This window comes from Paraburkholderia sp. UYCP14C, assembly GCF_004197395.1.
GTDB lineage: Bacteria > Pseudomonadota > Gammaproteobacteria > Burkholderiales > Burkholderiaceae > Paraburkholderia.
The window spans coordinates 82836-108117 of sequence record NZ_SELS01000009.1; the positions used below are offsets into that span (position 1 = coordinate 82836).

The following is a 25282-nucleotide window of genomic DNA, read 5'->3' on the forward strand; positions in this document are numbered from 1 at the left end:
ATCCTTGTACTTGCAGTACCCCGCGTGACGCTATCCCACTGCCCCACTACTGTCGCGCCACGCGAGGTCCGGTGCGCCCGCCGCCGGTCGCGCGCCTCAGCGCGCGAGCGCGACACCGGCGTGTTGCGCGATCACGTCGCGATACCACAACGCGCTGTCCTTCAGCGTGCGCTCCTGGCTCGCATAGTCGACGTAGACCATGCCGAAGCGCTTGTCGTATCCCGACGCCCATTCGAAGTTGTCCATCAGGCTCCAGGCGAAATAGCCGGCCACGTCGACACCCTGTTTCACCGCGTCCGCCAACGCGGCCAGATGCAGGTCGTAGAAGCGCACGCGCTCGGCGTCGTGCACGCGGCCGTTAGCGAGCACGTCCTTCGCCGCGCAGCCGTTTTCGGTGATGTAGATCGGCGGCAGCTTGTAGTCGGCGTTGATGCGCGTCAGCAATTCGGTGAAGCCTTGCGGATAGACTTCCCAGTCCATGTCGGTGAAGCCGAGTGCGCCCGGCGGACGCTTGTCGCCCGATGCGCTCGCGAAGATCCGCGTGTAGTAGTTGACGCCGAGGAAGTCCATCGGCGTGCCGATCACGTCGAAATCGCCGCTCAGGATCACGTCTTGCGGACCGTTCGCGCCATACCATTCGAGCGCCTCGGCCGGATACTCGCCCTTGAACAGCGGGTCCATGTACCAGCGCACGAACTTCGCGTATTCAAGCGACGCGGCGGCCTGGTCTTCGGGCGAATCCGTCGCGCCATCCGCCGGCGACTGGTTCAGCACGATGCCGAGCGGCGCCTTCACGCCATCGGCGCGCAGCGCCTGCAACGCGAGGCCGTGCGACAGCAGCAGATGGTGCGCGACGTGCGCGGCTTTCTTCAGATCGGCATTGCCCGGCGCGAAATAGCCGGTTGCATTGCCGAGCCACGCGGTGCACCACGGCTCATTGTGCGTCGCGATCGACGCGACGCGATCGCCGAGCACGCTGCCGATCTTGCGTGCGTAGTCCGCGAAGCGATAAGCGGTGTCGCGGTTTTCCCAGCCGTTCTGGGTGTGCTGCAGCGACAGCGGCAGGTCCCAGTGATACAGCGTCGCAAACGGCTGGATGTCGCGCTCGAGCAAACCGTCGACGAGCCGCTCGTAAAACGCGAGACCCTTGTCGTTGAATGCGCCGCGGCCAGTCGGCTGCACGCGCGGCCACGCGATCGAAAAGCGATACGCCTTGACGCCGAGTTCAGCCATCAGATCGAGATCTTCCTCGAGCAGGTGATAGTGATTGCATGCGACGTCGCCGTTCTCGCCGTTCACGACCTTGCCCGGCACGTTGCAGAACGCGTCCCAGATCGACGGGCCGCGGCCGTCCTCATGCGCTGCGCCTTCGATCTGGTAGGAACTGGTGGCCACGCCCCAGATGAAGTCTTCGTTGAATCGATACGTCGACATAGATGATGTTGTCCTGAATGATCGTGCCCGCGAGGGCGTGAAATTGATTGGAGGAATCTCAGGCCTTGACCGCGCCGGTCGTCAGACCGTCGATCAAACGCCGTGAAGTGAACGCGAACAGCACCAGCAGCGGCAGCACCGCGACCGCGGAGCCGGCCATCACCGCGCCCCAATCCGAATTGGTCGGGCTTTGCAGAATGCGCAGCGCGAGCGGCAGCGTGTACATCGACGGCGAACGCAGCACGACGAGCGCCGACAGAAAGTTGTTCCACGCCTGAATGAAGCTGATCAGCCCAAGTGTGCCCAGCGCCGGTCCCAGCAGCGGCATCACGATGCTCCAGTAGATGCGGAATTCGCCGCAGCCGTCGATGCGCGCAGCCTCGATCAGCTCGGACGGAATCGCCGACGCGACGTACTGGCGCATCAGGAACACGCCGAGCGCAGCGGCCGCGCCGGGTACGTACAGTGCGCGCGGCTGATCGATCCAGCCGAGCAGGTTCATCGTCATGAAGGTCGGAATCATGCTGAGGAACGGCGGCACCAGCATCGCGGTCAGCGCGATCGCGAACAGCGTCTTCTTGAAGCGGAACTCGTACATCGCGAACGCGTAGCCGGCCATCGACGTGACGAGCAGCGTCAGCACGGTTTGCATCGCGGCCGTATAGAAGCTCCAGCCGAGATTGCGCCAGAACGGGATGTGCCGCATCAGCGAGGCCATGTTGTCGAGAAACGCGCTGCCGAACCACAGCGGGGGCGGCATCGAGAAGATCTCGGAGCTCGTGTGGGTCGCGAACACGAACATGAAGTAGAACGGCGAGAACATCAGCAGCGCGCCGGCCACCACGACCGCATAACCGATATAACGGCCCTTGTTGTTCGACGATTTCATCGCTGTGTCTCCTCGTTCATGCCGCTGCGGTGAAAGATCCGCGTGTTCAACCACATCAACGCGCCGATCGAGATGAACAGCAGCCATGCGATCGAGCTCGCGGTGCCGAAATCGCCGTCGTGGAATGCGGTGCGATACATATAGACGGCCGTCGTCAGGCCGGACTGGCTGGTACCCATGCCTTCGTTCGGCAGCAGGATGAAGGGCTCTTCGAACAGCTGCAGCCCACCGATGATCGACAGCGTGACCGCGAAGAAAATCATCGGCTTGATCAGCGGAATCGTGATGCGGGTGAACTGTTGCCAGCCGTTCGCGCCGTCGATGCGCGCGGCTTCGTACAGGTCCTTCGGAATGGTTTGCAGCGCCGACAGATACAGCACCGTGTTCCAGCCGACATAGCGCCAGAAGATCACCACCGACACGGCCGGCTTGACGTTTTTCGGGTTATACAGCCACTCGATCGGATGCGCGGGGACGAGCCAGTGCAAGCCGGGCAGCTTGCCGATCTCGGCGATCGCGAGGTTGATCATGCCGAAGTCGGTCGAATACAGCGACGAGAAAATCAGCGCGATCGCGACGCTCGACGTGATGAACGGCAGGAAGTACAGGCCGACCATCAGGTTGCGCCAGCGGCGAAACGCGGTTTGCAGGAAGAACGCGAGCGGCAGCGCCACCAGATGCTGCGGCACGCCGGACATGATCGCCATCGACGCGGTGTTGTACAGCGACTTCCAGTACCACGGGTCGGTCAGCGTGAACGTGAAGTTCGACAGACCCACCCACTTCATGCTCGCGAGACCCGCCGTTGCGTCCCAGCTCTGGAACGACAGGAACAGCGAAAACAGCAGCGGGAACGCCATAAAGAGCGCGAACAGCAGGAAAAACGGGCCGAGAAACAGGTAGGGCGCGACCTTCACCGGGTCGAGCCGCGACGTTTTGCGAGGCGCGGCGAACGGCGTGGGCGAGCTCAGCACATCGCTCGCGCGCGCATCGCGGGCGACCTCTTCGGTCGTGGGCAGCGGAGTGTTCATCAATAGTTCCGTCCAGTCGGGCGTGGCCGGGATCGATGACCGGCCACGCTGTTTGCAGCAGACTTGCAGCGCACTGCGACACACATCGGTCGCGGCATGCAGCGTGCCGCGACCTTGCATCGATACCGCTTAACGGCGGACCCGATGTGCGATCTGGTCCTGCGCTTCCTGCAGCGCGGCATGCACGTCCGCGCCATCGTCGACGACCTTGTCGAGCGCCGAGTGCACCGCTTCCTCTGCGACCTGGTCATACTTGCTGCGCTGGATCGCCGGGATGTGCGAAGCCGCATCACGCCAGATCAGACGCGCCTTCTCGTCGCCGAGGAACGACACCGGCTCGGCGAAGAACGAATCGTTCTGCGCGGAGAGCAGGGACGGGAATGCATCGATCGAACGGAACGATGCGAGCTGCGTGTCCTTGCGCGTCGTCAGGAACTTGATGAATTCCCACGACATCGGCTTTTGCGTCGCTTTCGCCGGAATCGACCAGAACGTGCCGCCGAACGAGGCGTACGCGTTGTTCGGCAGATTGGCCGCGCGCCACAGACCCTTCGTGTCCGGTGCGATCCACGACGACAGGTGGCCGCCGAGCCACGCGCCCATCATCTGCGTCGCGACGGTGCCGCGCTTGAAGCTCTCGGCCCATTCGTTCGACCACGGCGAGATCTTCGCGTCGAGACCGAGGTCGCGTGCTTTCTTCGCGAGCTCGAACGCCTTCACGAAGCGCGGCGACGTGACGATCGGGTTGCCGGCCTTGTCGAAGTACACGCCATCGCCTTCCTTCAGGTCGGCGCGAATATAGATGTCCTCGATATCGCGCGACGACGCCATCAGGTATGCGCCCGTCGCCTTCTTGATCTTCACGCCGGAGGCCAGATACGAGTCCCACGACTTGGTCAGATCGGCTTCGGTGACGCCCGCCTTGTCGAGAATGTCCTTGCGATAGAACAGCGTGCCCGGACCGATATCGGCCGGCATGCCGACGATCGTGCCATCCTGCGTGGTCGCTTGCGCGAACGTGTAGTTGATGAACTGGCTCTTGTACTGGCCCGCGCTATACGGCGGCTTCGACAGGTCCTCGAGACCGCCGCCCGCCGCGAAGCGGCCGATAAAGCCGACCTCGACCGCCATCACGTCCGGCAGATCGGAGCTCGTCGCGAGCGCCGTCGTCATTGCATTGTGGTGATCCCCGATCGCGAGCGACGACACCTTGATGTCGACGTCCGGATGCAGCTTCTTCCACGCCGGAAGCGCGTCCTTGATTTCCTGATCCAGCTTCGGAAAGACCGCGACGGTCAACGTGGTGTTGGCGTGCGCGCCGACTGCGGCCAGGCTGAGCAGAACGGCGGCGGCAGAGCCTGAAAAGCGGAATTTCATTACTCGTCTCCTAAAGAACCCTGTTTGAATTGCATTCGATGAATAACCGGTTGCTGCGACCTACTTCCCCTGTTGTCTTTGTTGCTGCTTTGCTTGGTGCTGCTTACTTGGTGCTACTTACTTGGTGCTGAATTTGCTGCTGCATTTCTGCCGGACTGCCGTTGGCTGAAAGCGCTTTCACGCCAACGCCAAAAAAAAGCCCCACTACGTACGCGTATCGCCCCGCTTGACCGGCGGCGTGATTCGCCGCGTGGTTTCGCGCGTCACGAGCGTGAGCGGAATCGGGCTGAGCGCGATCGACTGCTTGCGGATCATCTGCACGATGCCTTGCGCGGCGAGTCGGCCAATTTCATAAGTCGGCTGGCGGACCGTCGTCAAAGGCGGCGTCATGTACGACGAAGTCGGCAGATCGTCGAAGCCAACCAGCGACACGTCGTCCGGCACCCTCACGCCGCGGCGGAACATCGCGAGGCGCGCGCCGTACGCGGTCTGATCGTTCGCGCAGAACACCGCGCTGAACGACGGATGGCGCGCCATCAGCCGCTCCATGGCGGCGACGCCGCCCGTTTCGAGGTAATCGCCCTGCTCGACGAGATCGTCATCGAAGCCGATGCCCGCCTCTTCGAGCGCGGTCCGGTAGCCGACAAGGCGCTCGATCGCATCCTCGTGACTCGCCGGCCCGGCGATGAACGCGATCTCGCGATGACCCTGCTCGATCAGATGACGCGTCGCGTCGCGCGCACCCTGCATGTTGTCGATCGGCAGGCCCGCGAGCGTCGCGCTGTTCTGGACTGAACGGCCGAGCACCAGCATCGGCGCGTGGCGCGAATAGTCGGTCAAGGTCGGCTCATCGAGTTGCGCGTGCAGCAGGATGATTCCGTCGACACGCCGTGAGATGAACTGCTCGAGGCGCGCCTTTTCGTCGGCGACGTTCCAGCGGCTGCTCACGAAGATCGGCGTAAAGCCCGGCTCGGACAGCGACTCTTCGATACCGCGCAGCCACTCGGCGTAGAACGGGCTCGACACCGCCTGCGTCAGTACGCCGATCGTTTCGGTCCGGCCGCTCGCGAGACCGCGCGCGAGCACGTTGGGCCGATAGTTGAAACGCGCGATTGCCTCTTGCACCGCCTGCTGCTTGGCGGGAAGCACGCGCGCAGAACCGTTCAGGATCCGCGACACGGTGCTCGGAGAAACACCGGCCGCGCGCGCGATGGCTTCGAGCGTCACGTTGGGCGCAGCGGGTACGTGGGGTACCTTGGGCGCGCCGGGTTTATCGTTTGAGCCGTCGTGGGTCATGAGTTCTGCCTGAATCCTGTTATGAAAGCGCTTTCAGATATGAAAATGAAAAAGCAGCCGATGCGACGAGGGTGGAGGAGGCGTCGCACCGGCCTCTCTATGAAAGAGAAAGAAACAGTCCTTGAAACAAAGAGATCACTACGATTGCTGATCAGGCAACCTCAACTCAGAACGAATGCATGATCCCGGCGAAGACACCAGTCTGGCTGTGACCATAGTTCGGGTTGCTGTTCGACGACGTGCCCGTCACCGGATCGAAGTTGTTGTTGCCGTACGGCCCGTTGCCGAGGTTCAGGTTCGACGTCGAGCTGTTGTGCACATAGCCGGCTTCCGTGTACAGGAACGTGCGCTTCGACAGCGCGTACGTCCCGGCGAGCGTGAACAGGGTCGCGTTGCCGTTGCCGTTGTTCGCGTTCGCGTGATAGACCGCAGCCGTCAGCAACACGGGGGCATTGACCTGCCATGCGGCGCCGAACCATTCGTGGTTCACGCTGGTCGGCGCGCTCACACCGAGAGGCTGCGACGCATCGGTCACACCGACGCTCGCGTTGGTCGCGTCAGGCGCGCTCAGGTGCTGGTAGCCCGCGTACAGCTTGACCGGACCGATGATGTAGCTGCCGCCGACGAGAATATCGCGTGAAGCCGAGTACACGTTGTTGAATGAGCCGTTGGCGCCGCGCACTTCGTCGTAGATCACCCGGAAATCGCCCGAGCCCCACGTATAGATACCTTCGACCGCGTTCGTACGACCCTGGCCGGTCGGCACGCCCGCCGAGTTGACAGGCGCCGAGTTCCAGCTCGTGTTGTTGGTCAGCGAATACTGGCCCTTCAGCACGAGGCCGCCCAACAGCACCGGCGAGTTGTACTCCGCGCCGTTGCTGGTGCTCGTCCAGTTACGACCGCGCACCAGGGTCGAGATCGCGTAGCGCTGCATCACCTGCGGATCGGTACCCCAGCTGTCCTGTGCCAGTTCGCCGGCACCGAGGTTACCGATCTTGAACAGACCCCAGTGGTCGTTCGTCAAGCCCACCGTGGCGTGACGGCCGAACAGATTGCCGGCCGATGCGCCGGTCATCGTGTTGAGCTGGCCTTCCAACTGGAAGACCGTCTTCGTACCGCCGCCGAGATCTTCGGAGCCCATCAGGCCGAACCACGAACAACCCCAGTCGCCGCTTTGAGCCGACCACTGGTGGCCGCCCGGCAGGCCGGTTTCAAACTGGATGCCGTTGTCGATACGGCCGTACAACGTGACGCTGCTCTGCGCATGGGCCGCCGTCGCAGCGGCTGCCATCACCGACACAGCAATAAGCTTCTTCTTCATTTAGATATCCTATATATATTTTGGCGTCTCCAAGCCGCACAGGACGCACGCGTTCTCACACGTTTCCCCTCTTGCCGAAATGCTCGCTTCTCATTCGCTTCACATTTCGAGGCGATTATAGGGATGACCTTGCGCCGCGCATCGAACTAACGGCTCAGGGAAAACGCTGTTATCGATAACAGTTGCGCGCCGGCCGATCCCGCAGTAGCACCCTGCTTTGTGACCATTGCGTGATGGTCACAAGCGTCGGAAATGCGTTTAAATTCATGCACTGAAACAATGCGGGGATTCGTCTCGCGCGTCGCTCAGCGCTTGCTTAACAAGCAAAATACGCCCGAATGCAAGAAAAATTTCGCGGTTGATGTTGTGAAGTTGCAACGACCCAACTCGCTTGCGTTGCCGGTTTGGGCTTGACGAACTGGCGGCGGAGCCGCCAGCAGTAGCGAACATTAGCGACTATCATCAATGCATACGATGCCGGGCAAGGAGCCGGGCTCAGTCGCGTAGGCGGCTGAGTGCGGGATTGTCAGTGCATCCGTCTGGCTCTCGCGCTCCATCACGAACGCTCCAACCAGCTCCCATCCCTCGGCTCTCGCTGTTCCTCGCCACGCCGCGCATGCGACGTCCCGCTCGAACACGCTGCCCTTGCGGACTTATCTGCGGGCGACGGCTCGACCGCCCATCGCCCCGACTGGCAAAACCTCGCCGCGCAGCCGCGATCACCGCGATCGCATGCAGTGGAAAGAGGATTTTGTCCAGCGCACTTCCGACACCTCGCATCGAGGACCGGAAGATTTGCCGGCGGATTTTGCCGGCACACCTTGGCACTCTAAGGAGGTATCGTGAAAACAGCCCTTGTTTCTACACTCGCGTTGCTGATTTCAGGCGCAATCGCGCCGGCGGCCTATGCGCAGGATTCGCAAGCTACCGACCAACAACTCGCCCATAGCGTGCGGGTCGCGGAGGCGCACAGCGGCGTCGGGATGTCACACGTGTTTGTGTTTGCCCACTCGGGGCAGATCATGCTGCTCGGATTTGTGCCCGAGCGGGACCATGTCGCACGTGCTGAACAGGCTGCGATGTCGGTGCCCGGTGTCACCTCGGTGGACAACCGGCTCTCGCCCGACGGAGGCTCGTTGAACGGGCATTGAAAATCAAACTGGATCGTCGCGCGGACGATTGAAGCAGACCCGCGCGTTGAAGAGATCCGGTTTTCCCGCCTCGCCAGTCGGGATTGAGTACTGGCACTCCGTTTCGCGCCATTAGCCGCGCGTCCGTTCAGTGCAATCCCCGTTTGAAAGCGCTTTCATCTCGTGCCGTGTCGAGTTGGTCGAACCGACGCTCATTCACTTTCCACCGTCTCGTTGATACGTCAGGTAAATCCCTCATAGCGGGGCTGTCAGGTGCTGCTTACCATCGCAATTGTTATCGCTAACGTTATGATAAGTTAGAGAGCCACCCGAACCGGCTTTCCGTCACAAGGAGACCCGCAGTGCGTCCTTTGAGGACTTCGATGCGCATGCTCTGCGCAACCGTCGCCGTTTGCACACTCGCAGGAATCACGGGCTGCGCGCACAACCAGGCGCTCGCCGCTCATGACGGGCCGCCGCTCGCCGCGGCGCCTGCTGAAGCGCTGCCGCCATTGCGCACTGTGATGGCCGCGCACTTCAAGGTCGGCGCGGCGATCGAACCTGATTCGATCGAAAATCCCGCCGACGCGGCGCTGATCGCCGCCCAGTTCTCGAGCCTGACCGCCGAGAACAAGATGAAGCCGGGCACGATCGGCGTCGCGGAAGGCAAGTACAACTTCGAGCCGGCCGACGAGATCGTCGCATTCGCGCAGGCGCACGGCATTGCGATGCGCGGCCATACGCTCGTGTGGCACTTCAAGGCCGGCGAATGGACCGAGGCGCCGGACTGGTTCTTCGCCGGCGATCCGAAAGATCCGCACTATCACGACATCGTCGCGAAGCGGCTCGATCGATATGTAACCGACGTCGTCACACACTTCCGGGGCAAGGTCTATGCGTGGGACGTGGTCAACGAAGTGATCAGCGACCACCCGAATCAGGTGTATCGCGAAGACAGTCCGTGGTATCGGGCGCTCGGCAAGGACTACATCGCGATCGCCTTCCGCGCGGCGCGCGCGGCCGACCCGAACGTGAAGCTCTATATCAACGAGTACAGCACCGACGATCCGCGCAAGCGCGCGAAACTGCTCGCGGTGATCCGCGATTTGCGCGCGCAGGGCGTGCCGATCGATGGTGTCGGCCATCAGATGCACATCAGCGTGAACTGGCCGCCGCTGCCGAACATCAAGCAGGCATTCGACGACGTCGCCGCGCTAGGCCTCGAAAACCAGGTGACCGAACTCGACGTGAGCCTCTACACCGATCGCGGTGAATGCTGGAGCAATCCGCACGCATGTCTGCCGGACCTCGGCCATTCGGTGTCGAACGACATCATGCGCGCGCAGGCCGAGCGTTATCGCGCGGTGTTCGCTCTGTTCGAGCAGGAGTCGAGCATCAAGGCGGTGACGTTCTGGGGCTACACGGACAAGCACACGTGGCTGACTTCGACGCCGGTGCCACGCAACAACCTGCCGTTGCTGTTCGATGCGAACCTGAGGCCGAAAGCGGCACTGTGGGCGATCGTCGATTCGTCGTATCAACCGTAACGTCGATCTTCGAGCCGAAAAGTAAATGGCCCGCGGTAAGCTGCGGGCCATCTGGTCACATCTCGTGAAACCGGCAGAGCAATTGCCGTCAGCTCGATTCAAACCATCCGCATGTCAAGGCTCGTCCGAGCCGACCTGCTCGAGCGCGTTCAGATCCTCGGCGAAATCGTCGGGCTGACCGTCCGCGGTTTCATGTGTGCGCGGCGGTGACTTGACGACCGGCGGCGGCATCTTGCCGATGCCTTCGTCGATACGCTGCAGCAGATACGGGAAGAACGGATTCGACGCGATGCGGAACATCGAATCGAGCGTCAGAATCAGCGTGCCGCGTTCGCCGCGCGGCGCGAGCGTGCCGAGGTTCTCGTTGAAGTTTTCCGAATCGTCGGGCGCGATGCCGTACAGCGCGTCGGTGATCGGGAATGGAATCGCGACGTGCGACAACGAGAAAATGTCCTGCGGATAGTCGATATCCAGCGGTTTGGCGCGTGTTTGCACTTCGCCCGCATAAACGCTGCGCTCGACGGTATGCGCCGAATCCGGCGACACGTTGGCGATCACCGTCGTGCGATAGTTCTGCGGACCGATGCGTAGCAGCCGCGACAGCGCCGTGTACGACGCGACGCGCAGGAAGGTCCTGAAACGCACGCTGCGGTTCACGTCGAACAGCACGACTTCGCTGCCGTTCTCAGGCAGCTTGTCATAGAGCGACGACATCACCGCGGGCGTGCTGACCGTGAAATCCGTCACCGATTGGAACGTCAGAATGGGCGGTAACGTATCGAGCCGGTTCTCGCGCTCGAGCCGCGCAATCTGTTCCTGAATCACGCTCGTGAGCAGATACGACTGCCGCGCGCCATTCACAGGAAACGAGTTGTACTTGAATGGATTGAACTCCGGCACGATGCCGAGCCACGCGGCGCGCGCGAACGGCGGCAGCACCGCGGGCAATCCGGCGAGACCGGCAAAGCGCGCGTAACGCGTGACGCCGATCATCGGCGAGATCAGCACGACGCGCGTCGGACGCGCAAGCGCGGGATTCTCGATCGCGTCGAGCGCATATTGCAGCGCGAGTGCGCCGCCGTTCGAGAACCCGACCAGTTCGATCGGCTTGTCCGGCCCCACGCGACGGCGCGCTTCGCGCACCGCGAGCCGCGTGGCCGCGGTCCAGTCCTGCCAGTGCACGTCGACGAGCCCCGCCGGCACCGTGCCATGCCCCGGCAAGCGAATGCCTATCGCGACGAAACCGCGATCGCGATATCGACGCGCGATATGCCGCATGCTGTACGGCGCATCCGTCATGCCGTGCAGCAGCACGACCGCGCCGACGGGTGGCCCCGACGGTTCGAGAATGTAAGAGTGATTCCAGTTTTCGGCGAAATGCCACGGAAAAATCGGCGAGCCCTCGTAATAACGGTTCGCCGGAATGCGCTCGGACCGCTGCAGCTTTTCGACGACATTGACACGCACGTCCTCGAAAATCCGGTTTTCCGCCTTGATGTACGCGTTCCAGTCGGCGGTGTCCATTTCCTCGACGGTCATTTCGCGTGGCACATAGGTGTGCCATACCGACAGCTCCGGCCCGCGCTGCGAATACCACGCGCGTAGCCCGAATGCGAGCACCGCCAGCAGCACCAGAACCCATGCACTTATCTTTATTACCTTCAGTGACGTGCGCAGCATTCGTGTTCTCTTGATGAGATGAAGGTTGCACCGCGCGCAGGCTGCTCTCTGCGTGGTGTGCGCATGCCGTCATCGCGACGGCTTCCGGTGTGGATATCCTAAGGGCTTTTAATCACCGGTTCAAACTTTGTCGGCCGGGCGCGCGACGCGGCATCGCCAACGGCCCTTGTATGAACCGATGATTTGCATGACAAGCCGACGAGGCACGCTATCGCCAGTGCGAATGATTTCGTCCCATTCGCCGCGCTATTTGACGTTCGACGTGAAGGAAATGACACGGAATGCTCGAGACGTCGCGGAGAACGAAGTCGAGCCCCATGCAAGAACAGTCCTTCTGCGACGCTTCCGGAAACGCTTTGCTCAACGGCCATGAGATGCCTGATCAAGTCCGGATCGGGCCATGCGGTCCAGTAACGAAAAGCCGGGGCGCGACCCACGTCGCGCCCCGGCTTTGCCTGCTTGCTGGCAATGACTAACGGCCGCGCATATTGCCGGCCACGCCGCCCGCCGCGCCGCCGATGATCGCGCCGGTCCACGCGTCGCCGCCCGAGATCGCCGCGATGCCCGCACCCGCGCCCGCGCCGATTGCCGCGCCGCTCATCGTTCCCTGTGCCTGCGGGCTCATGTCCGTGCAACCGATCATTGCGGCCAGCGCGCCAATACTGACGATCCACCCAAGTCGTTTCATGATCGCTCTCCTTATTGATTTTTCTTCAGGCCGGGCACGACCATCTGAAACCAGAGGGTCTCGATCACCGGGTGCTGGATCATCGTGGGATTGGCGGCGTAGTAGCTGTCGAGGCCTTGACGCACGCTGTCGAGCGTCTGGCCCTGCATACCCTTGCCGAAGCGTTGCGCCATGTCGGTGCTCTTCGCCATGTTGCCGGCATAGGCGCGCTCGATGTCGATCACGTTCGAGATACCGACCAGATACGCTTTCTTCTGCTCATCGGTCGACTGCGTCCATTGCTGGCCCGTGACGATCGGAATGCTTTCCGCGCGCGCGACGTTGCCCATCATTGCCAGCGACAGGAAAGTCAGAGATAACAGCGTTCGCCATTGTGGTTTGATTGCCATCGCATACTCCAGGGAAGTTATGTTCTCCAGCGGCCCGCCGGCGACCGCATCCGGCGGTGTCGGTCGCGTTATTTGGAAGATTGGTCTGTGTGTCTCGTCGCATCTCCTTTCAGGTTCACCGGTCGGCGTGGTTCATCGGTTCGGGTTCTATTGGCGTTGGGTTGCATCAGCGAATAGACACCTTGGCGACAGAAAGTCTCGTGGCGGATTGGAGTGATGTGCGTACCTGCTGTTTGCTGGTAACGACTGGACTTGCGTTGGCCTCGTCGCGTAAGACACGCTTTAGAGTCTACAGCCTTTTCGGCAATTTCCAAGCCCATTTCCGCTCGATGCCCAGCGCGTGACATTTGTGTCAAATTTCATTTGGCTAGCGAAATGATGCGATGCCATGCGTGTAAACACTCATCGGTTATCCTGCGCTCGAGCAGCGCGGGTGGTATTCCCATCGATTTCATAGCGCCGATTATTCAATGTTCTATCCCTGCAATGCGAAGCGGCTTTTTCGGACTGAATGTTCGGCTTCCTGATTAGATTGTCAATCGAGAACGGTTCGAATTTATCTATTTTCGTTTGACGAGTTTTTCCTCTGGAAGCAGTACCAACCAATAGTGAAACAGATGCGTTTTTATTGATGCGTTTGTCGACATGTTTATCGGTGACTGTGCGGATCTCACGCTTGCGTCTGCCGTCGAACGGACTTCGGTCGATCACATCTTGCTTGCGGTCAGGTGGCTGCGCAGCAGCGAAGGGAGGGCTCGCGCGCGGTTGACGGTTAGTTGCGTTGATGGCCGGGCAACCGGACAATCGTTTCAAATGCGTCCGCGTTCATCATTAACAGTCTTTAGCTTGTATTTGCTAAATACAGGGTATAAACTGTATCTGCAACTTACAGGCTTTGGCCTGTTGCGCCGTCGCAGCCGAACCGGAGATCGACCGTGGACTACGCCATCAAGACACTGAGCCAGCTCAGACCGATCCTGCAGGGCTTCAGGAAGACCGCCGGCCTCACTCAGGCTGCGATGGCCGCGCATCTCGGAGTCACGCAACAGACCTACGCGCAACTCGAAGCGAATCCGGCGGCCGTCAGCATCGAACGGCTCTTCAGGGTGTTGCGGGTCTTGCAGGTCGATATGAAACTCACGCAGAGCGGATCGACGCAAAGCGTTGCCGTGGAAGACGCAGAGACACCAGCCGCCGGAGCGCCGGCCGCCGGAACGCCGGCCGCAGCAAAAGGCAACGCCAGACCTGCCACGCGCGTGCCGCTCACACCAGAAACATCGCCGCAAAAACAGGCGCGCGCGCAAGCTCCGGTGCGGCGCGCGGCGACGAGATCGCCCGGCACGGACAGCGACCGCACCGCCGCTCAAGCATCGGGCACCGGGGTCAAAGCAGCCAGATCCGCCAGCACCGCCCAAGAGCCCAAAGCAATCAAACCCGCCAGGGCGACCAAAGCGACCAGCACCAGCAAGAAGCGGGAGGATTGGTAAGCATGGCGCGCGGCACACCGAACCGTCTGAATCTGTGGATGAACGGCCTGCGGGTCGGCGCGTGGGAAACGACACGCAGCGGCGAACGTCTGACTTATGTCGACGAATGGACCGACGATCCGCAAGGACGCCCGCTATCGCTGTCGCTGCCGTTTACACCGGGCAATCAGCCATATCGCGGCCAGATCGTCGCCGACTATTTCGACAACCTGCTGCCCGACAGCGAGCCGATCCGACGCCGCATCGCCGCGCGCTACCGCACCGGCAGCGCCGCGCCGTTCGCGTTGCTCACCGCGCTCGGACGCGACTGCGTCGGCGCGTTGCAACTGCTGCCGCCGGACGAAGAACCGAACGATCTGACGAGCATCCACGGCCGCGAACTCAGCACCGGCGACATCGCCGCGCTGCTGCGCGGCACGACGTCGGGAGCGCCGCTCGGGCAGCACGATCCGCTCGAAGACCTGCGTCTGTCGATCGCCGGCGCGCAGGAAAAAACCGCGCTGCTGCGTCATCGCAACCGCTGGCTGCTGCCTGAAGGCAGCACGCCGACCACGCACATCTTCAAGCTGCCGCTCGGGCTCGTCGGCAACATGCGCGCCGATATGCGCACCTCGGTGGAAAACGAATGGCTGTGCTCGCAGATCGTCGCGGCCTACGGGCTCCCGGTCGCGCACTGCGAAATCGCGCGATTCGACGAGCAGAAGGTGTTGATCGTCGAGCGCTTCGATCGCCGTTTGTCGAGCGACGCCACGTGGATCGTGCGGCTGCCGCAGGAGGACATGTGTCAGGCCACTGGCACGTCGGCGCTGCGCAAGTACGAGTCCGACGGCGGTCCGGGCATCGAGGCGATCATGGAGATACTCGCGGGCTCGTCGCGCGCGACGACGGACCGGCGCAACTTCTTCGCGACGCAACTGGTCTTCTGGCTGCTCGCCGCGACCGATGGGCATGCGAAGAACTTCAGCATCGCGCATCTGCCCGGCAATCGCTACGAATCCACGCCGCTTTACGACGTGCTCTCCGCGCATCCGATCATCGGCGGCGGCGCGGGCCGCCTCGCACCGCAGAAAGTGAAACTGGCGATGGCGGTTCGCGGCAAGAACGTCCACTACCTGCTCAATCAGATCCAGCGCCGGCATTGGGCCGCCGAAGGGCAGCGCGTTGGTCTTTCCGCCGCGGATATCGATACGCTGATCGATGAGTTGACCGGGCAAACGGAGACGGTGATCGACACAGTCGCGTCGCGATTGCCCGCCGACTTTCCGCTGGACGTGGCCGATGCGGTATTCGACGGCATGCGTCGGCTGAACCGCAAGCTTGCCCAGTAAAGCTCACGCACGCCGCTCCGCCCCTCCATGGGTCTTCGCAGTGGCGCGCCCCTGCACGCTCAGCAGATGCTCGCGCATGCATTGCGCGGCCGCGTCCGCGTCGCGCGCTTTCAGCGCATTGACGATCGCCTGATGCTGTTGCGCGAAAAACTCCCGCGTCTCCTGCGCGGATGTTTTCTCGCGAACCTCCGGCTTCACCCGCATGCCGTTGATCACCTCCATTAACGCAATCAACGCGGGATTACGCGTCGCATGTCCGATCAGCAAATGAAAGCGGTGATCCCATTGCTGCCACTCGTCGTCGTTCTTCGCGGCGGCATTTTTGCGTGCGCATTTTTCCAGTTCCTGCAGATCGTCGCCACTCGCTTTCGTCGCGGCCAGCGCGGCCAGCGCCGGCTCGAACAGCAGTCGCATTTCGGCGATGTCCGCGGGACTGGTGCCGGCGCGCAAGCCGCGCAGCGTCGGCGCGAACTTCAGCGGCCGCGCGCCCAGATAGGTGCCGCGGCCAACGCCGCGCCACACGCGCCCCGACGCCTCGAGCGAAGCGAGCGCCGCGCGCAACTCACGGCGGCTCACGTCCAGTTCTTCGGCGAGCGTTCTTTCGGGCGGCAGCGCGTCACCGTCCTTCAACTGATGGTCGGCGATGTAGTCGAGTAGCGCATCCAGTACCGGCTTGTCCATGTCGCTCAGTGAACCAATTAATATTGGTTCACACGATACCAGAATCTCGGCAGCACGCCACAGCAGTATCCGATGATTTTTGATCGGCTATACTGGTTCAACCATCGCGGGTTAACACCGGGTGCAACCCGGCTTCGTTAGTCTTACGCTTTCACTTTCTCAAATCGAACCATTCAGTATTGGTTCTATCAATCGGTCCCGTCGTCGCCAAGGAGTCGCGCATGTCGTTTACAACCCGCCCGGAACTGATCGGCACCTTCGGCATGGTCGCCTCGACGCACTGGCTCGCGAGCGCATCGGCGATGGCGGTCCTCGAAAAAGGCGGCAACGCGTTCGACGCCGCCGCCGCGGCCGGCTTCGTGCTGCAGATCGTCGAGCCGCATCTGAACGGTCCGGGTGGAGAGCTGCCGGTGGTGTTCTACAGCGCGCGCGAAGAACGCGTGCGCGTGCTGTGCGGCCAAGGCGTGACGCCCGCACGCATGACCATCGAGCGGATGCGCAAGATGGGGCTCGACGTGGTGCCGGGCACGGGCCTGCTGCCCGCGGTCGTGCCGGGCGCATTCGGCGCGTGGATGGCGCTGCTGCGCGACTATGGCCAGTTGCCGCTCGAAGACGTGCTGAGCTATGCGATCGGCTACGCGGAAAACGGCTACCCGGTGCTGCCGCGCATGGCAGCATCGATTCTCGCGATTCAGGACTTCTTCCGCACCGAATGGACGACCTCGGCCGAGCAATGGCTGCGCAACGGCGAGGCACCGATGCCGAACCAGCTGTTCGCGAATCCCGCGATCGCCGAAACCTACAAGCGCATCCTGCGCGAGGCGAATACGCGCAGCGATCGCGCCGAGCAGTGCGAACGGGCGCGTAATGTCTTCTATCGCGGCTTCGTCGCCGATGCGATCGACCAGTACTTCCGTTCGACCGCCGTGCTCGACACCTCGGGCCTGCGTAACAGCGGGCTGCTCGATGCCGGCGATCTGGCGCGCTGGGAGCCGACCTATGAAGACCCGGTGTCGTACGACTACGCGGGCATGCGCGTTCACAAAACCGGCCCGTGGGGCCAGGGCCCGATGTTCCTGCAACAGCTCGCGCTGCTGAAGGGTTTCGATCTCGGCGCGATGGACCCCTTGGGACCCGATTTCGTGCACACGGTGATCGAGTGCTCGAAGCTCGCGTTCGCCGATCGCGAGGTGTTCTATGGCGACCCGGCGTTTTCGCATGTGCCGATGGATGTATTGCTCAGCGACGCCTACAACGACGAGCGGCGGCGCCTCATCGATCCGCGCCGCGCGTCGTTCGAATTCCGCCCCGGGTTGCTCGGCGACAGCGAGCAGCGCGCCGCGCGCATCCTCGCGAATGCCGGGCGCGAGCAGGCCGGCGGCTTCGGCCAGGGTGAGCCGACCTTCGCGCCGCTGCCCGAATTGCGTGGCGACACCGTGCATCTCGACGTGGTCGACCGCTGGGGCAACATGGTGTCGGCCACGCCGTCGGGCGGCTGGCTGCAGGCATCGCCGGCGGTGCCGGGTCTCGGCTTCAACGTCACCACGCGCGCACAGATGTTCTGGATGGAAGATGGCCTGCCTTCGTCGCTCGGCCCGGGGCGCCGCCCGCGCACTACGCTGTCGCCGACGCTCGTCACGCGCGACGGCAAGCCGTACGCGGCCTTCGGTACACCGGGTGGCGACCAGCAGGATCAGTGGTCGCTGCAGCTGTTCCTCAAGCACGTGCATGGCGGCATGAACTTCCAGGCCGCGGCCGATGCGCCGTCGTTCCAGACCGCGCACTTCCCCGGCTCGTTTTATCCTCGGGCGATGCAGCTCGGCAAAATGTCGGCCGAGTCGCGCTTTCCGGACAGCACGCTCGCCGAGCTGCGCGCGCGCGGCCACGACCTCACCGTCGCGGAGCCGTGGGCGCTCGGCCGCGTATGCGCGGTCGCGATCCGCAACGGCATGCTGCGAGGCGCGGCCACGCCGCGTCAGATGCAGGCCTATGCGATCGGCCGGTAAGCGGATCGACGCAACCATCAGCGCAGAACGCGCGGCCACGCCGCGTTATTTCCTTCAGGAGAAGTTGCCGTGTCCGCCGTCGCCGCCCGTCTTGAAAGACTGCCCCTGTCGAGCTTTCACCGCAGACTGCTGCTGATCGGCGGGCTGGGGTACATGTTCGACGGACTCGATTCGTCGTCGCTCGCGTTCCTGCTGCCGGTCGTCAGCAAGCTGTGGCAATTGACGACCGCTCAGACCGGGCTCGTCGCGAGCAGCACCTATATCGGCTACTTTTTCGGCGCGTTCCTGTCGGGGGTGCTCGCCGACGTGATCGGACGGCGCCGCATCATGATGAGCGCGCTCGCGATCTATTGCGTCGCGTCGCTCGCGAGCGCGACCGCGCAGGACTGGCACACGTTCTTCGCGCTGCGCGTCGTCGCCGGTTTCGGTTCGGGCGCGGAGACCGTCGTGATCGCGCCGTTTCTCGCCGAATTCGTGCCACGCCGCTATCGCGGCATTTTCTGCGGCGCGCTGGTCGGCTTCATGTCGTTCGGCTATCTGACCTCGTCGATTCTCGGCTTCGCGGTGGTGCGCAACTTCGCCGACGGCTGGCGCTATCTGGCGGTGATCACGTCGCTGCCCGTCGTGATGCTGCTGTGGTGGCGCCGCACGCTGCCCGAATCGCCGCGCTGGCTCGAAAGCCAGGGCCGCGCGGCCGAGGCGAACGGCATCGTCGGCCGCATCGAAGCGGCGTTCATCGAGCGCGGCATTGCGCTTGCGCCCGTGACTGCGAGCAACGCGCTTCACGCAGCGCCCATTCCGGCCTCGACGCCGGCGCGCGGCAACGCATGGCGCAACGTGCTGACGCTGTGGTCGCCGCGACTCGCGCGTACCACCGCGGTCAGCTGGCTGATGTGGTTCTCGGTCGCGTTCGCGTACTACTCGTTCTTCTCGTGGATCCCGAGCCTGCTCGTCAAGGAAGGACTGACGATGACCAGGAGCTTCGGCTATTCGATCGCGATCTATGGCGCGCAGATTCCCGGCTACTTCTCGGCGGCGTGGCTCAACGAGAAGATCGGCCGCAAGGCGGTGGTCGCTTCCTACATGCTGCTCGGCGGCATCGCCGCGATCACGCTCGCGTTCTCTCACACCGGCATACAGATCATGACCGCGGGCATCGCGTTGTCGTTCTTCATGAACGGCGCATTCGCCGGCGTCTACGCTTACACGCCGGAAGTGTTTCCGACCGCGGTGCGCACGACTGGCACGGGCTCGTCGTCATCGTTCGGCCGCATTGGTTCGGTCAGCGCACCCATCCTCGTCGGCTTCGTTTATCCGCTGTTCGGCTTCCTCGGCGTGTTCGCGATGACGACCACGGTGCTGGTGATCGGCGCCTGCGTGGTGTTCTTCCTCGGTATCGAAACGCGCAACCGCTCGCTCGAAGATATCGAAGCGAGCGAGCTCGAACCGGCTCGCGACGCGCAAGGCCAGCTGAGCTCCACCCGCATGCACGGCTGAACGCACTGCGACTTTTCACACTTTCCGATGCCAACGCGATGCAAACGATGCAAGGCAACCTGACCGAATCCGCACCGCACGATACGCAGATGCTGGATTTCTCTGACCTCGAGCGGCTCGCGCTGGCGATGCGCCTGAAAGACCAGCCGCTCGAACTGTTCCGCGCGGTTCACGCGGTGGCGGCGAAGGCGATAGGCCTGAGCCTGATCACGATCATGTCCTACGATGCACAGCGTCACGAGGTCGAACGGGTCTATACGAACATGCCGGACGTCTATCCGTTGGGCGGGCGCAAGAGGAAGCAGGGCACCGCGTGGGCGCAACAGATACTTCAGGATCTGAAGCCGTTTCGTGCCGCGACGTCGCAGGGCATTCGCGAGGCCTTCGACGATCATGCGGTGATGACCGCTTTGGGTCTCGGTTCGATCCTGAACATTCCGATCGCCTATGATGGCGTGTGCATCGGTACGATGAACCTGACGCACAAGGAAGGCTGGTACACGAGCCGTCACGAAAGCATAGGCGTCCTGATCGGCGCCTTTCTTGCCCCCGCTCTGCTCCAGCACAATACCAAATCCCCTGCTTGCGCCGCCCATTCATGAAAACACCATCCGACTTGCAACACTATCAGGCCGTGACCCGTCCCACCGTCTCGCAAGGGCGCTGGGTGCTGGTCTTCGTGCTCGGCTACCTCGCGCTGGTCGCCGATGGCGCCGACGTGATGATGTACGGCCTCACCCTGTCGCGCATCAAGGACGATTTCGGGCTGACCAATGTCGAAGCGGGCGCGCTCGGCAGTCTGACCTTGCTCGGCATGGCGATCGGCGGCATCGTCGGCGGCTGGGCGAGCGATCGTCTCGGCCGTGTGCGAGTCGTCGCATGGGCGCTCGCGCTGTTCTCGCTCGGCGCGGGGATGCTCGGGTTCACGCACACCTTCGTCCAATTCGCGGCGGTGCGCTTTATCGGTTCGCTCGGCATTGGCTGCATGGTGCTGGTCACCACGCTCGTGGCCGAATATGTGCCGACCGAGCGGCGCTCGCTGGTGCTCGGCATGCTGCAAACCGGCATTTCGGCCGGCTATATCGTCGTGATCGCGCTCAGCAACTGGATCCTGCCACAGTACGGCTGGCGCACGCTGTACTACGTGTCGGCCGTGCCGGTGCTGCTCGCGTTCGCGATCAAGTTCGCGGTTCCCGAACCGGCGGCATGGCTCGCGAGCCGGGCCGCCGATCGCACGAGCGAGAGGCGCCGCGCCGACAATCGCTATGCGCAGATTTTCCGCGACCGCCAGGCACGCACGATGTTCATCCTGTGGACCTTCGCGTCGGTCTTCGTGCTGTCCGGCTTTTACGGCCTGAACAACTGGCTGCCCACGTACCTCGAGAAGGAACTGCACATCAAGTTCAGCTCGCTCACCGGCTACATGATCGGCACGTACGTGGTCGCCTTCATCGGCAAGATCTTCGCGGGCTGGCTCGGCGATCGCTGGAGCCGGCGCGGCGTGTACGTGCTGGGTTGCATCGGTGCGGCGCTCTTTCTGCCCATCATCATTTTCTGGCACACCCGCGACAACATTTCCACGCTGATGCTTTTCTTCGGCTTTCTGTACGGCGTGCCGCTCGGCACCATCGGCACGTTCATGTCGGAGAGCTTCGCGACGTCGGTACGCGGCACCGCGGTGGGCGGCTCGTATAACCTCGGGCGCTTCTGTTCGGGGGCGGCGCCGATCGTCATCGGTTTTATCGCCACGCAGTTCTCGATCGGTCTCGGCTTTCTCGTGGTCGGTGCGGTATTCTTTTTGAGCGGCATAACTGCATTGTTTGTTCCTGACCGGCTATACGATACGCAACATTAACTCCATGGCGACAATGACGAAATCGTGTCGCGTCAAAAAATTGCCCAGGTTTCGGCGCTAGAATTCAGTCGCCGGAAAACCTGGGCACCACGATGAAGCATTACTCGTTTCCAGCGACGATGTTGGAAATGGTCCAGTTGTTCGTCGATACGAGCACATAATCACCATTGACGCCTAGCCATTTATGGCCGCGCGGCGGCGCATTGAGGCCGTGACCACGCCAGTCGTCCATCATGAAATTGTAATTACGGTATTCGGCCGGCACACGTTGACCCTTATGCCAGTCACGATGCGGAATGGTTGGCATCACCTGCTGACGGCCCGTACCGGCCATCTGGCCGCCGCCCTCGTCCTTCGGCGGCGGTCCAGCCGCAATCGCGAACGCCGACACACCGGCAAACGACAACGCAACGAGTTGCGCAACAATGCGATTATTCATGTTCGAACCTCCGTGCGGTGGAAGAAAGCTCCGGGCATTCACGTGATTGACGTGAAAAGTGATCGTCCAGTTACTTGCAGATTCATTAACTAGAACTTCATTGCAGCGATCGCTGGTGTATCAAATGTAATTTTCGCAAATCGCGAGATATAACATTCGATAATTCAAGCGTGACTCGAAGTCGTTAAAAAGTATAGTAAAAGCAAGTTCGACTTCAAGCCGGACCTGGCCACCTTTACCTTCTGCGTGGACCCGGCGATTAGCAAGGCTATTCGATTCGTCACGTCAATCGTCCGGGTGGAGCGGGCCGGATTGCTCGGCGGCCGACTCGGGCTTGACGATGGATTCGCTCGCGATGCGCGGCATCCGGATGCCCGCATAGGCCATCGCGACGGTCAACAACGGGCTCGCGAAGCAAAACACCGCGTACGGCGCGTAACTGAGCGTAGCGACACCGAGGGTTGCGGCCATATATGCGCCACAGCTATTCCACGGAATCAGCGCGCCGGTGGGCGTGGCCGAGTCGCCGACCGCCCGCGACAGCACGACCGGAGCGAACCCGCGCCGGGCGAACGCGGTCTTGAACATGCGCGCGGGCAGCACGACCGCGATGTATTGATCGGCAGTGACGATATTAGTGGCGATGACCGCGGCAACCAGCGACGCCACCAGCGCACCCGCGCTCCGCGCTTTTTCGATGACCGGTGCGATCAGGCGCTCGAGCACGCCGCATTTTTCGACCACGCCGCCAAACCCGAGGGCGGAAATGATCAGCCAGATCGTATTCAGCATGCTTTCCATGCCACCGCGCGTGACCAGCACGTCGAGCGTGACGTTGCCCGTCGTCGCCTTGTAGCCGCTCGCCAGTGCGAGCCAGACGCCTTTGACGAGCAGAAGCCAGTCCGGCAAGGCGGCCGTCCTGGACGCAGATGCAGATGCAGATGCGGACGCGAACGCAATCACGCGCTCGGGCGCCACGCACACGGCAAGCACGCCACCTGCCAGCGCGCCGAGAAAGATGGCGGTAAACGGCGGCATCTTGAAGACAGCAAGCACGATGACGAGTAATAACGGCGCAAACAGCCACAGCGAAATGTGAAATGCTCCGCGCATCGCGTCGATCTCCGCGCCGGCGTCGAAATCGCCGGGGCGGCCGACCAGAAAATAAAACGCGAAGGCGATGATGACCGCCACGGCCGAGGTGACGAACACTTCGCGCAGATGCCGATACAGTTCGACTCCGGACGCCGCCGCGGCAAGATTGGCGGAATCGGACAGAGGCGAAGACTTGTCGCCGATATAGGCGCCCGAGATGATCGCGCCCGCCGCGATGGCTTCGTTGAGTCCCATGCCCTGTGCGATGCCCATCAGCCCGATACCGATCGTGCCGACTACCGTCCACGAACTGCCGATGCTCATCGACACGACGCCGCAGATCGCGGCCGCCGTCACGTAGAAATAGTTAGGGCTAAGAATCTTCAGCCCGTAATACACCATGCCGACCAGCGTACCGCTGAGCGCCCACGTGCCGATCAGCGCGCCGACCGCGAACAGGATGAAGATGGCGCCGATGCCCGTGCTGACACTGGCCGCCGCGGCTTCGCCGAGCGAGGCCAACGAATGGCCGCGGCGCCAGCCGATGAACACGGCGATCATCGCCGCGACGGTGAGCCCCACCTGGTTCGGGCCGCTCGCGCCCGCATCGCCGAACAGAAAGTACGACAGACTGACCAGCACAACGAGGCTGGCGATTGGAACGATCGCTTCGGTCAGCGTGACCGGCTCGGGTAATTCGGGCCTCTTCATTTGAGCTTGCCCCCGTATCGGTTGCTCCTGCAACCTCGCTGCCGCCGCCCGCTTGCCGCTTCAGTGAGCGGGCGGAACTTTGCCAGTGCGCCCGCCAGCTTGATCCGCTTGTCTGATCAATAGTCGACTGCATCGCGGATGATCGGGCAGGTCATGCAGTGACCGCCACCACGTCCACGGCCCAGCTCCGCACCGACGATCGTAATCACCTCGATGCCCTGCTTGCGCAGCAGCGTGTTCGTGTACGTGTTGCGGTCGTACGCATAAACGACGCCCGGCGCCGCGCACACGAGGTTCGCACCGCTATCCCACTGCGTGCGCTCGCGCTGATAGTCGCTGCCGCCCGCCTCGACCACGCGCAGTTGCTTCAGCCCGAGGGCCTCGGCGACGACGTCGGTAAACGGTTTGTTTTCGGCGTGCAATTCGACACCGCTCGGATGGCTGCTCGGGCGATACGAATAGATGCGCGTCTTCGCCATGAAGTCCGGGGCGACCAGCACGCAATCGCGATCGGCGAACGTGAACACGGTATCGAGGTGCATCGCCGCGCGAATCTTCGGCATCGCCGCGACGATCACGCGCTCGGCCGCGCCCTTCTTGAACAGCGTTGCCGCCAGTTGACTGATGGCCTGGCGCGAGGTGCGCTCGCTCATGCCGATCAGTACGACGCCCTTGCCGATCGGCATCACGTCGCCGCCTTCCAGCGTGGCGAGCCCGTGGTCCTGGGTCGGGTCGCCCCACCACACGTTGACCTTGCCCGCGAAGTCCGGGTGAAACTTGTAGATCGCGGTGGTGAGGATTGTCTCCTCGTGGCGCGCCGGCCAGTACAGCGCATTGAGGGTCACGCCTCCATAGATCCAGCAGGTCGTGTCGCGCGTGTACAGCGTGTTCGGCAGCGGCGGCAGAAGATACTCCGTGCCGCCCGCCGCTTCCTTCGCGACCTCCAGCGCCTTGCCGCCGTGCGCTTCAGGGAAGTCGTGCGTGGATAGCCCGCCAATTAGCGTTTCGGCCAGCTTGCGATTGTCGAGCCCTTCCAGATAGCTTCTCAATTCGTCGATAAAGCCGAGGCCGACCTGATTCGGCACCACCTGGTTGTCGAGAATCCACTTCTTGCCTTCCGGCACTGCGACCGTTTCCGCGAGCAGATTGTGCATCTCCACCACTTCGACGCCGCGGTCGCGCATCTTCGTGACGAAGTCGAAGTGGTCGCGCTTCGCGTTCTCCACCCATAGCACATCGTCGAACAGCAGTTCATCGCAATTGCTCGGGGTAAGACGCTGATGCGCGAGCCCTGGTGCGCAGACCATCACCTTGCGCAGTTGCCCGACTTCCGAGTAGACACCCAATTCACCCGCTTTCGCGTCCGTATTCGCCATGATGATCTCCTGAATACCAGTGTTG

At 62.6% G+C, this 25282-nt stretch carries 22 protein-coding genes; 8 read left to right on the forward strand and 14 right to left on the reverse strand.

Annotated features, from left to right (window positions below):
* Positions 1 to 96 precede the first annotated feature (96 nt).
* The 6 genes from EVC45_RS10905 to EVC45_RS10930 all read right to left on the reverse strand — a co-directional run bounded on the left by EVC45_RS10905 (position 97) and on the right by EVC45_RS10930 (position 7348).
* Positions 97 to 1434: a GH1 family beta-glucosidase gene (locus tag EVC45_RS10905; protein WP_129958002.1), complete on the reverse strand. Its 1338-nt coding sequence runs from the start codon at positions 1432 to 1434 to the stop codon at positions 97 to 99.
* Between the two features lie 58 nt (positions 1435 to 1492).
* Positions 1493 to 2323: a carbohydrate ABC transporter permease gene (locus EVC45_RS10910; protein ID WP_129958003.1), complete on the reverse strand. Its 831-nt coding sequence runs from the start codon at positions 2321 to 2323 to the stop codon at positions 1493 to 1495.
* Positions 2320 to 3354 (reverse strand): carbohydrate ABC transporter permease, encoded by a 1035-nt coding sequence (locus tag EVC45_RS10915; RefSeq protein ID WP_129958004.1) that lies wholly within the window; start codon positions 3352 to 3354, stop codon positions 2320 to 2322. Before EVC45_RS10915 ends, EVC45_RS10910 begins: the two co-directional genes overlap by 4 nt.
* A 129-nt stretch (positions 3355 to 3483) precedes the next feature.
* Positions 3484 to 4731 (reverse strand): ABC transporter substrate-binding protein, encoded by a 1248-nt coding sequence (locus EVC45_RS10920; protein WP_129958005.1) that lies wholly within the window; start codon positions 4729 to 4731, stop codon positions 3484 to 3486.
* A gap of 204 nt (positions 4732 to 4935) precedes the next feature.
* Positions 4936 to 6027 (reverse strand): LacI family DNA-binding transcriptional regulator, encoded by a 1092-nt coding sequence (locus tag EVC45_RS10925; RefSeq protein ID WP_129958006.1) that lies wholly within the window; start codon positions 6025 to 6027, stop codon positions 4936 to 4938.
* Positions 6028 to 6193: 166 nt separating this feature from the next.
* Entirely contained in the window at positions 6194 to 7348 is a 1155-nt protein-coding gene (locus EVC45_RS10930; RefSeq protein ID WP_129958007.1) for a porin, read from the reverse strand.
* Positions 7349 to 8190: 842 nt separating this feature from the next.
* Here EVC45_RS10930 and EVC45_RS10935 point away from each other — a divergent pair.
* A complete protein-coding gene (locus tag EVC45_RS10935; RefSeq protein ID WP_129958008.1) occupies positions 8191 to 8499 on the forward strand; it encodes a BON domain-containing protein in 309 nt (102 codons plus the stop codon).
* A gap of 368 nt (positions 8500 to 8867) precedes the next feature.
* Positions 8868 to 10025 carry an endo-1,4-beta-xylanase gene (locus EVC45_RS10940; protein ID WP_248295088.1) on the forward strand — a complete coding sequence of 386 codons (1158 nt, stop codon included), beginning with the start codon at positions 8868 to 8870 and terminating at the stop codon, positions 10023 to 10025.
* Between the two features lie 114 nt (positions 10026 to 10139).
* On the opposite strand, the gene EVC45_RS10945 is transcribed toward EVC45_RS10940, so the two are convergent.
* From EVC45_RS10945 to EVC45_RS10960, 4 genes are all read right to left on the reverse strand, one after another.
* Entirely contained in the window at positions 10140 to 11705 is a 1566-nt protein-coding gene (locus tag EVC45_RS10945; protein WP_129958010.1) for a carboxylesterase, read from the reverse strand.
* Positions 11706 to 12177: 472 nt separating this feature from the next.
* Positions 12178 to 12393 (reverse strand): YMGG-like glycine zipper-containing protein, encoded by a 216-nt coding sequence (locus EVC45_RS10950; protein ID WP_129958011.1) that lies wholly within the window; start codon positions 12391 to 12393, stop codon positions 12178 to 12180.
* A gap of 11 nt (positions 12394 to 12404) precedes the next feature.
* The gene (locus EVC45_RS10955) at positions 12405 to 12782 is read right to left on the reverse strand and encodes a hypothetical protein (protein WP_129958012.1); all 378 of its coding nucleotides are present in this window, start codon (positions 12780 to 12782) and stop codon (positions 12405 to 12407) included.
* A 402-nt stretch (positions 12783 to 13184) separates the two neighbouring features.
* A complete protein-coding gene (locus EVC45_RS10960; RefSeq protein ID WP_129958013.1) occupies positions 13185 to 13595 on the reverse strand; it encodes a hypothetical protein in 411 nt (136 codons plus the stop codon).
* A gap of 122 nt (positions 13596 to 13717) precedes the next feature.
* Between EVC45_RS10960 and EVC45_RS10965 the strand changes: the two genes are divergently transcribed.
* Together EVC45_RS10965 and EVC45_RS10970 are read left to right on the forward strand one after the other, a co-directional pair.
* A complete protein-coding gene (locus tag EVC45_RS10965; protein ID WP_129958014.1) occupies positions 13718 to 14269 on the forward strand; it encodes a helix-turn-helix transcriptional regulator in 552 nt (183 codons plus the stop codon).
* Between the two features lie 2 nt (positions 14270 to 14271).
* Complete coding sequence (locus EVC45_RS10970) at positions 14272 to 15597, forward strand: type II toxin-antitoxin system HipA family toxin (protein WP_129958015.1); 1326 nt, start codon at positions 14272 to 14274, stop codon at positions 15595 to 15597.
* Positions 15598 to 15600: 3 nt separating this feature from the next.
* Here EVC45_RS10970 and EVC45_RS10975 read toward each other — a convergent pair whose 3' ends face one another.
* A complete protein-coding gene (locus EVC45_RS10975; RefSeq protein ID WP_129958016.1) occupies positions 15601 to 16278 on the reverse strand; it encodes a FadR/GntR family transcriptional regulator in 678 nt (225 codons plus the stop codon).
* Positions 16279 to 16499: 221 nt separating this feature from the next.
* Between EVC45_RS10975 and EVC45_RS10980 the strand changes: the two genes are divergently transcribed.
* From EVC45_RS10980 to EVC45_RS10995, 4 genes are all read left to right on the forward strand, one after another.
* The gene (locus EVC45_RS10980) at positions 16500 to 18284 is read left to right on the forward strand and encodes a gamma-glutamyltransferase family protein (protein WP_129958017.1); all 1785 of its coding nucleotides are present in this window, start codon (positions 16500 to 16502) and stop codon (positions 18282 to 18284) included.
* A 69-nt stretch (positions 18285 to 18353) separates the two neighbouring features.
* Complete coding sequence (locus EVC45_RS10985; protein WP_129958018.1) at positions 18354 to 19781, forward strand: MFS transporter; 1428 nt, start codon at positions 18354 to 18356, stop codon at positions 19779 to 19781.
* A gap of 38 nt (positions 19782 to 19819) precedes the next feature.
* On the forward strand, positions 19820 to 20383 hold the full coding sequence (locus EVC45_RS10990) for a GAF domain-containing protein (RefSeq protein WP_129958019.1): 564 nt from the start codon (positions 19820 to 19822) through the stop codon (positions 20381 to 20383).
* Positions 20380 to 21636 carry an MFS transporter gene (locus tag EVC45_RS10995; RefSeq protein ID WP_129958020.1) on the forward strand — a complete coding sequence of 419 codons (1257 nt, stop codon included), beginning with the start codon at positions 20380 to 20382 and terminating at the stop codon, positions 21634 to 21636. The genes EVC45_RS10990 and EVC45_RS10995 overlap by 4 nt, the downstream gene beginning before the upstream one ends.
* Positions 21637 to 21736: 100 nt before the next feature.
* Here the strand turns inward: EVC45_RS10995 and EVC45_RS11000 are convergent, their stop codons facing one another.
* From EVC45_RS11000 to arcA, 3 genes are all read right to left on the reverse strand, one after another.
* Positions 21737 to 22075: an RcnB family protein gene (locus EVC45_RS11000; protein WP_129958021.1), complete on the reverse strand. Its 339-nt coding sequence runs from the start codon at positions 22073 to 22075 to the stop codon at positions 21737 to 21739.
* Positions 22076 to 22360: 285 nt separating this feature from the next.
* Positions 22361 to 23881 (reverse strand): Na+/H+ antiporter NhaC family protein, encoded by a 1521-nt coding sequence (locus EVC45_RS11005; RefSeq protein ID WP_129958022.1) that lies wholly within the window; start codon positions 23879 to 23881, stop codon positions 22361 to 22363.
* A 116-nt stretch (positions 23882 to 23997) separates the two neighbouring features.
* A complete protein-coding gene (gene arcA, locus EVC45_RS11010; RefSeq protein WP_129958023.1) occupies positions 23998 to 25257 on the reverse strand; it encodes an arginine deiminase in 1260 nt (419 codons plus the stop codon).
* Positions 25258 to 25282: the final 25 nt, after the last annotated feature.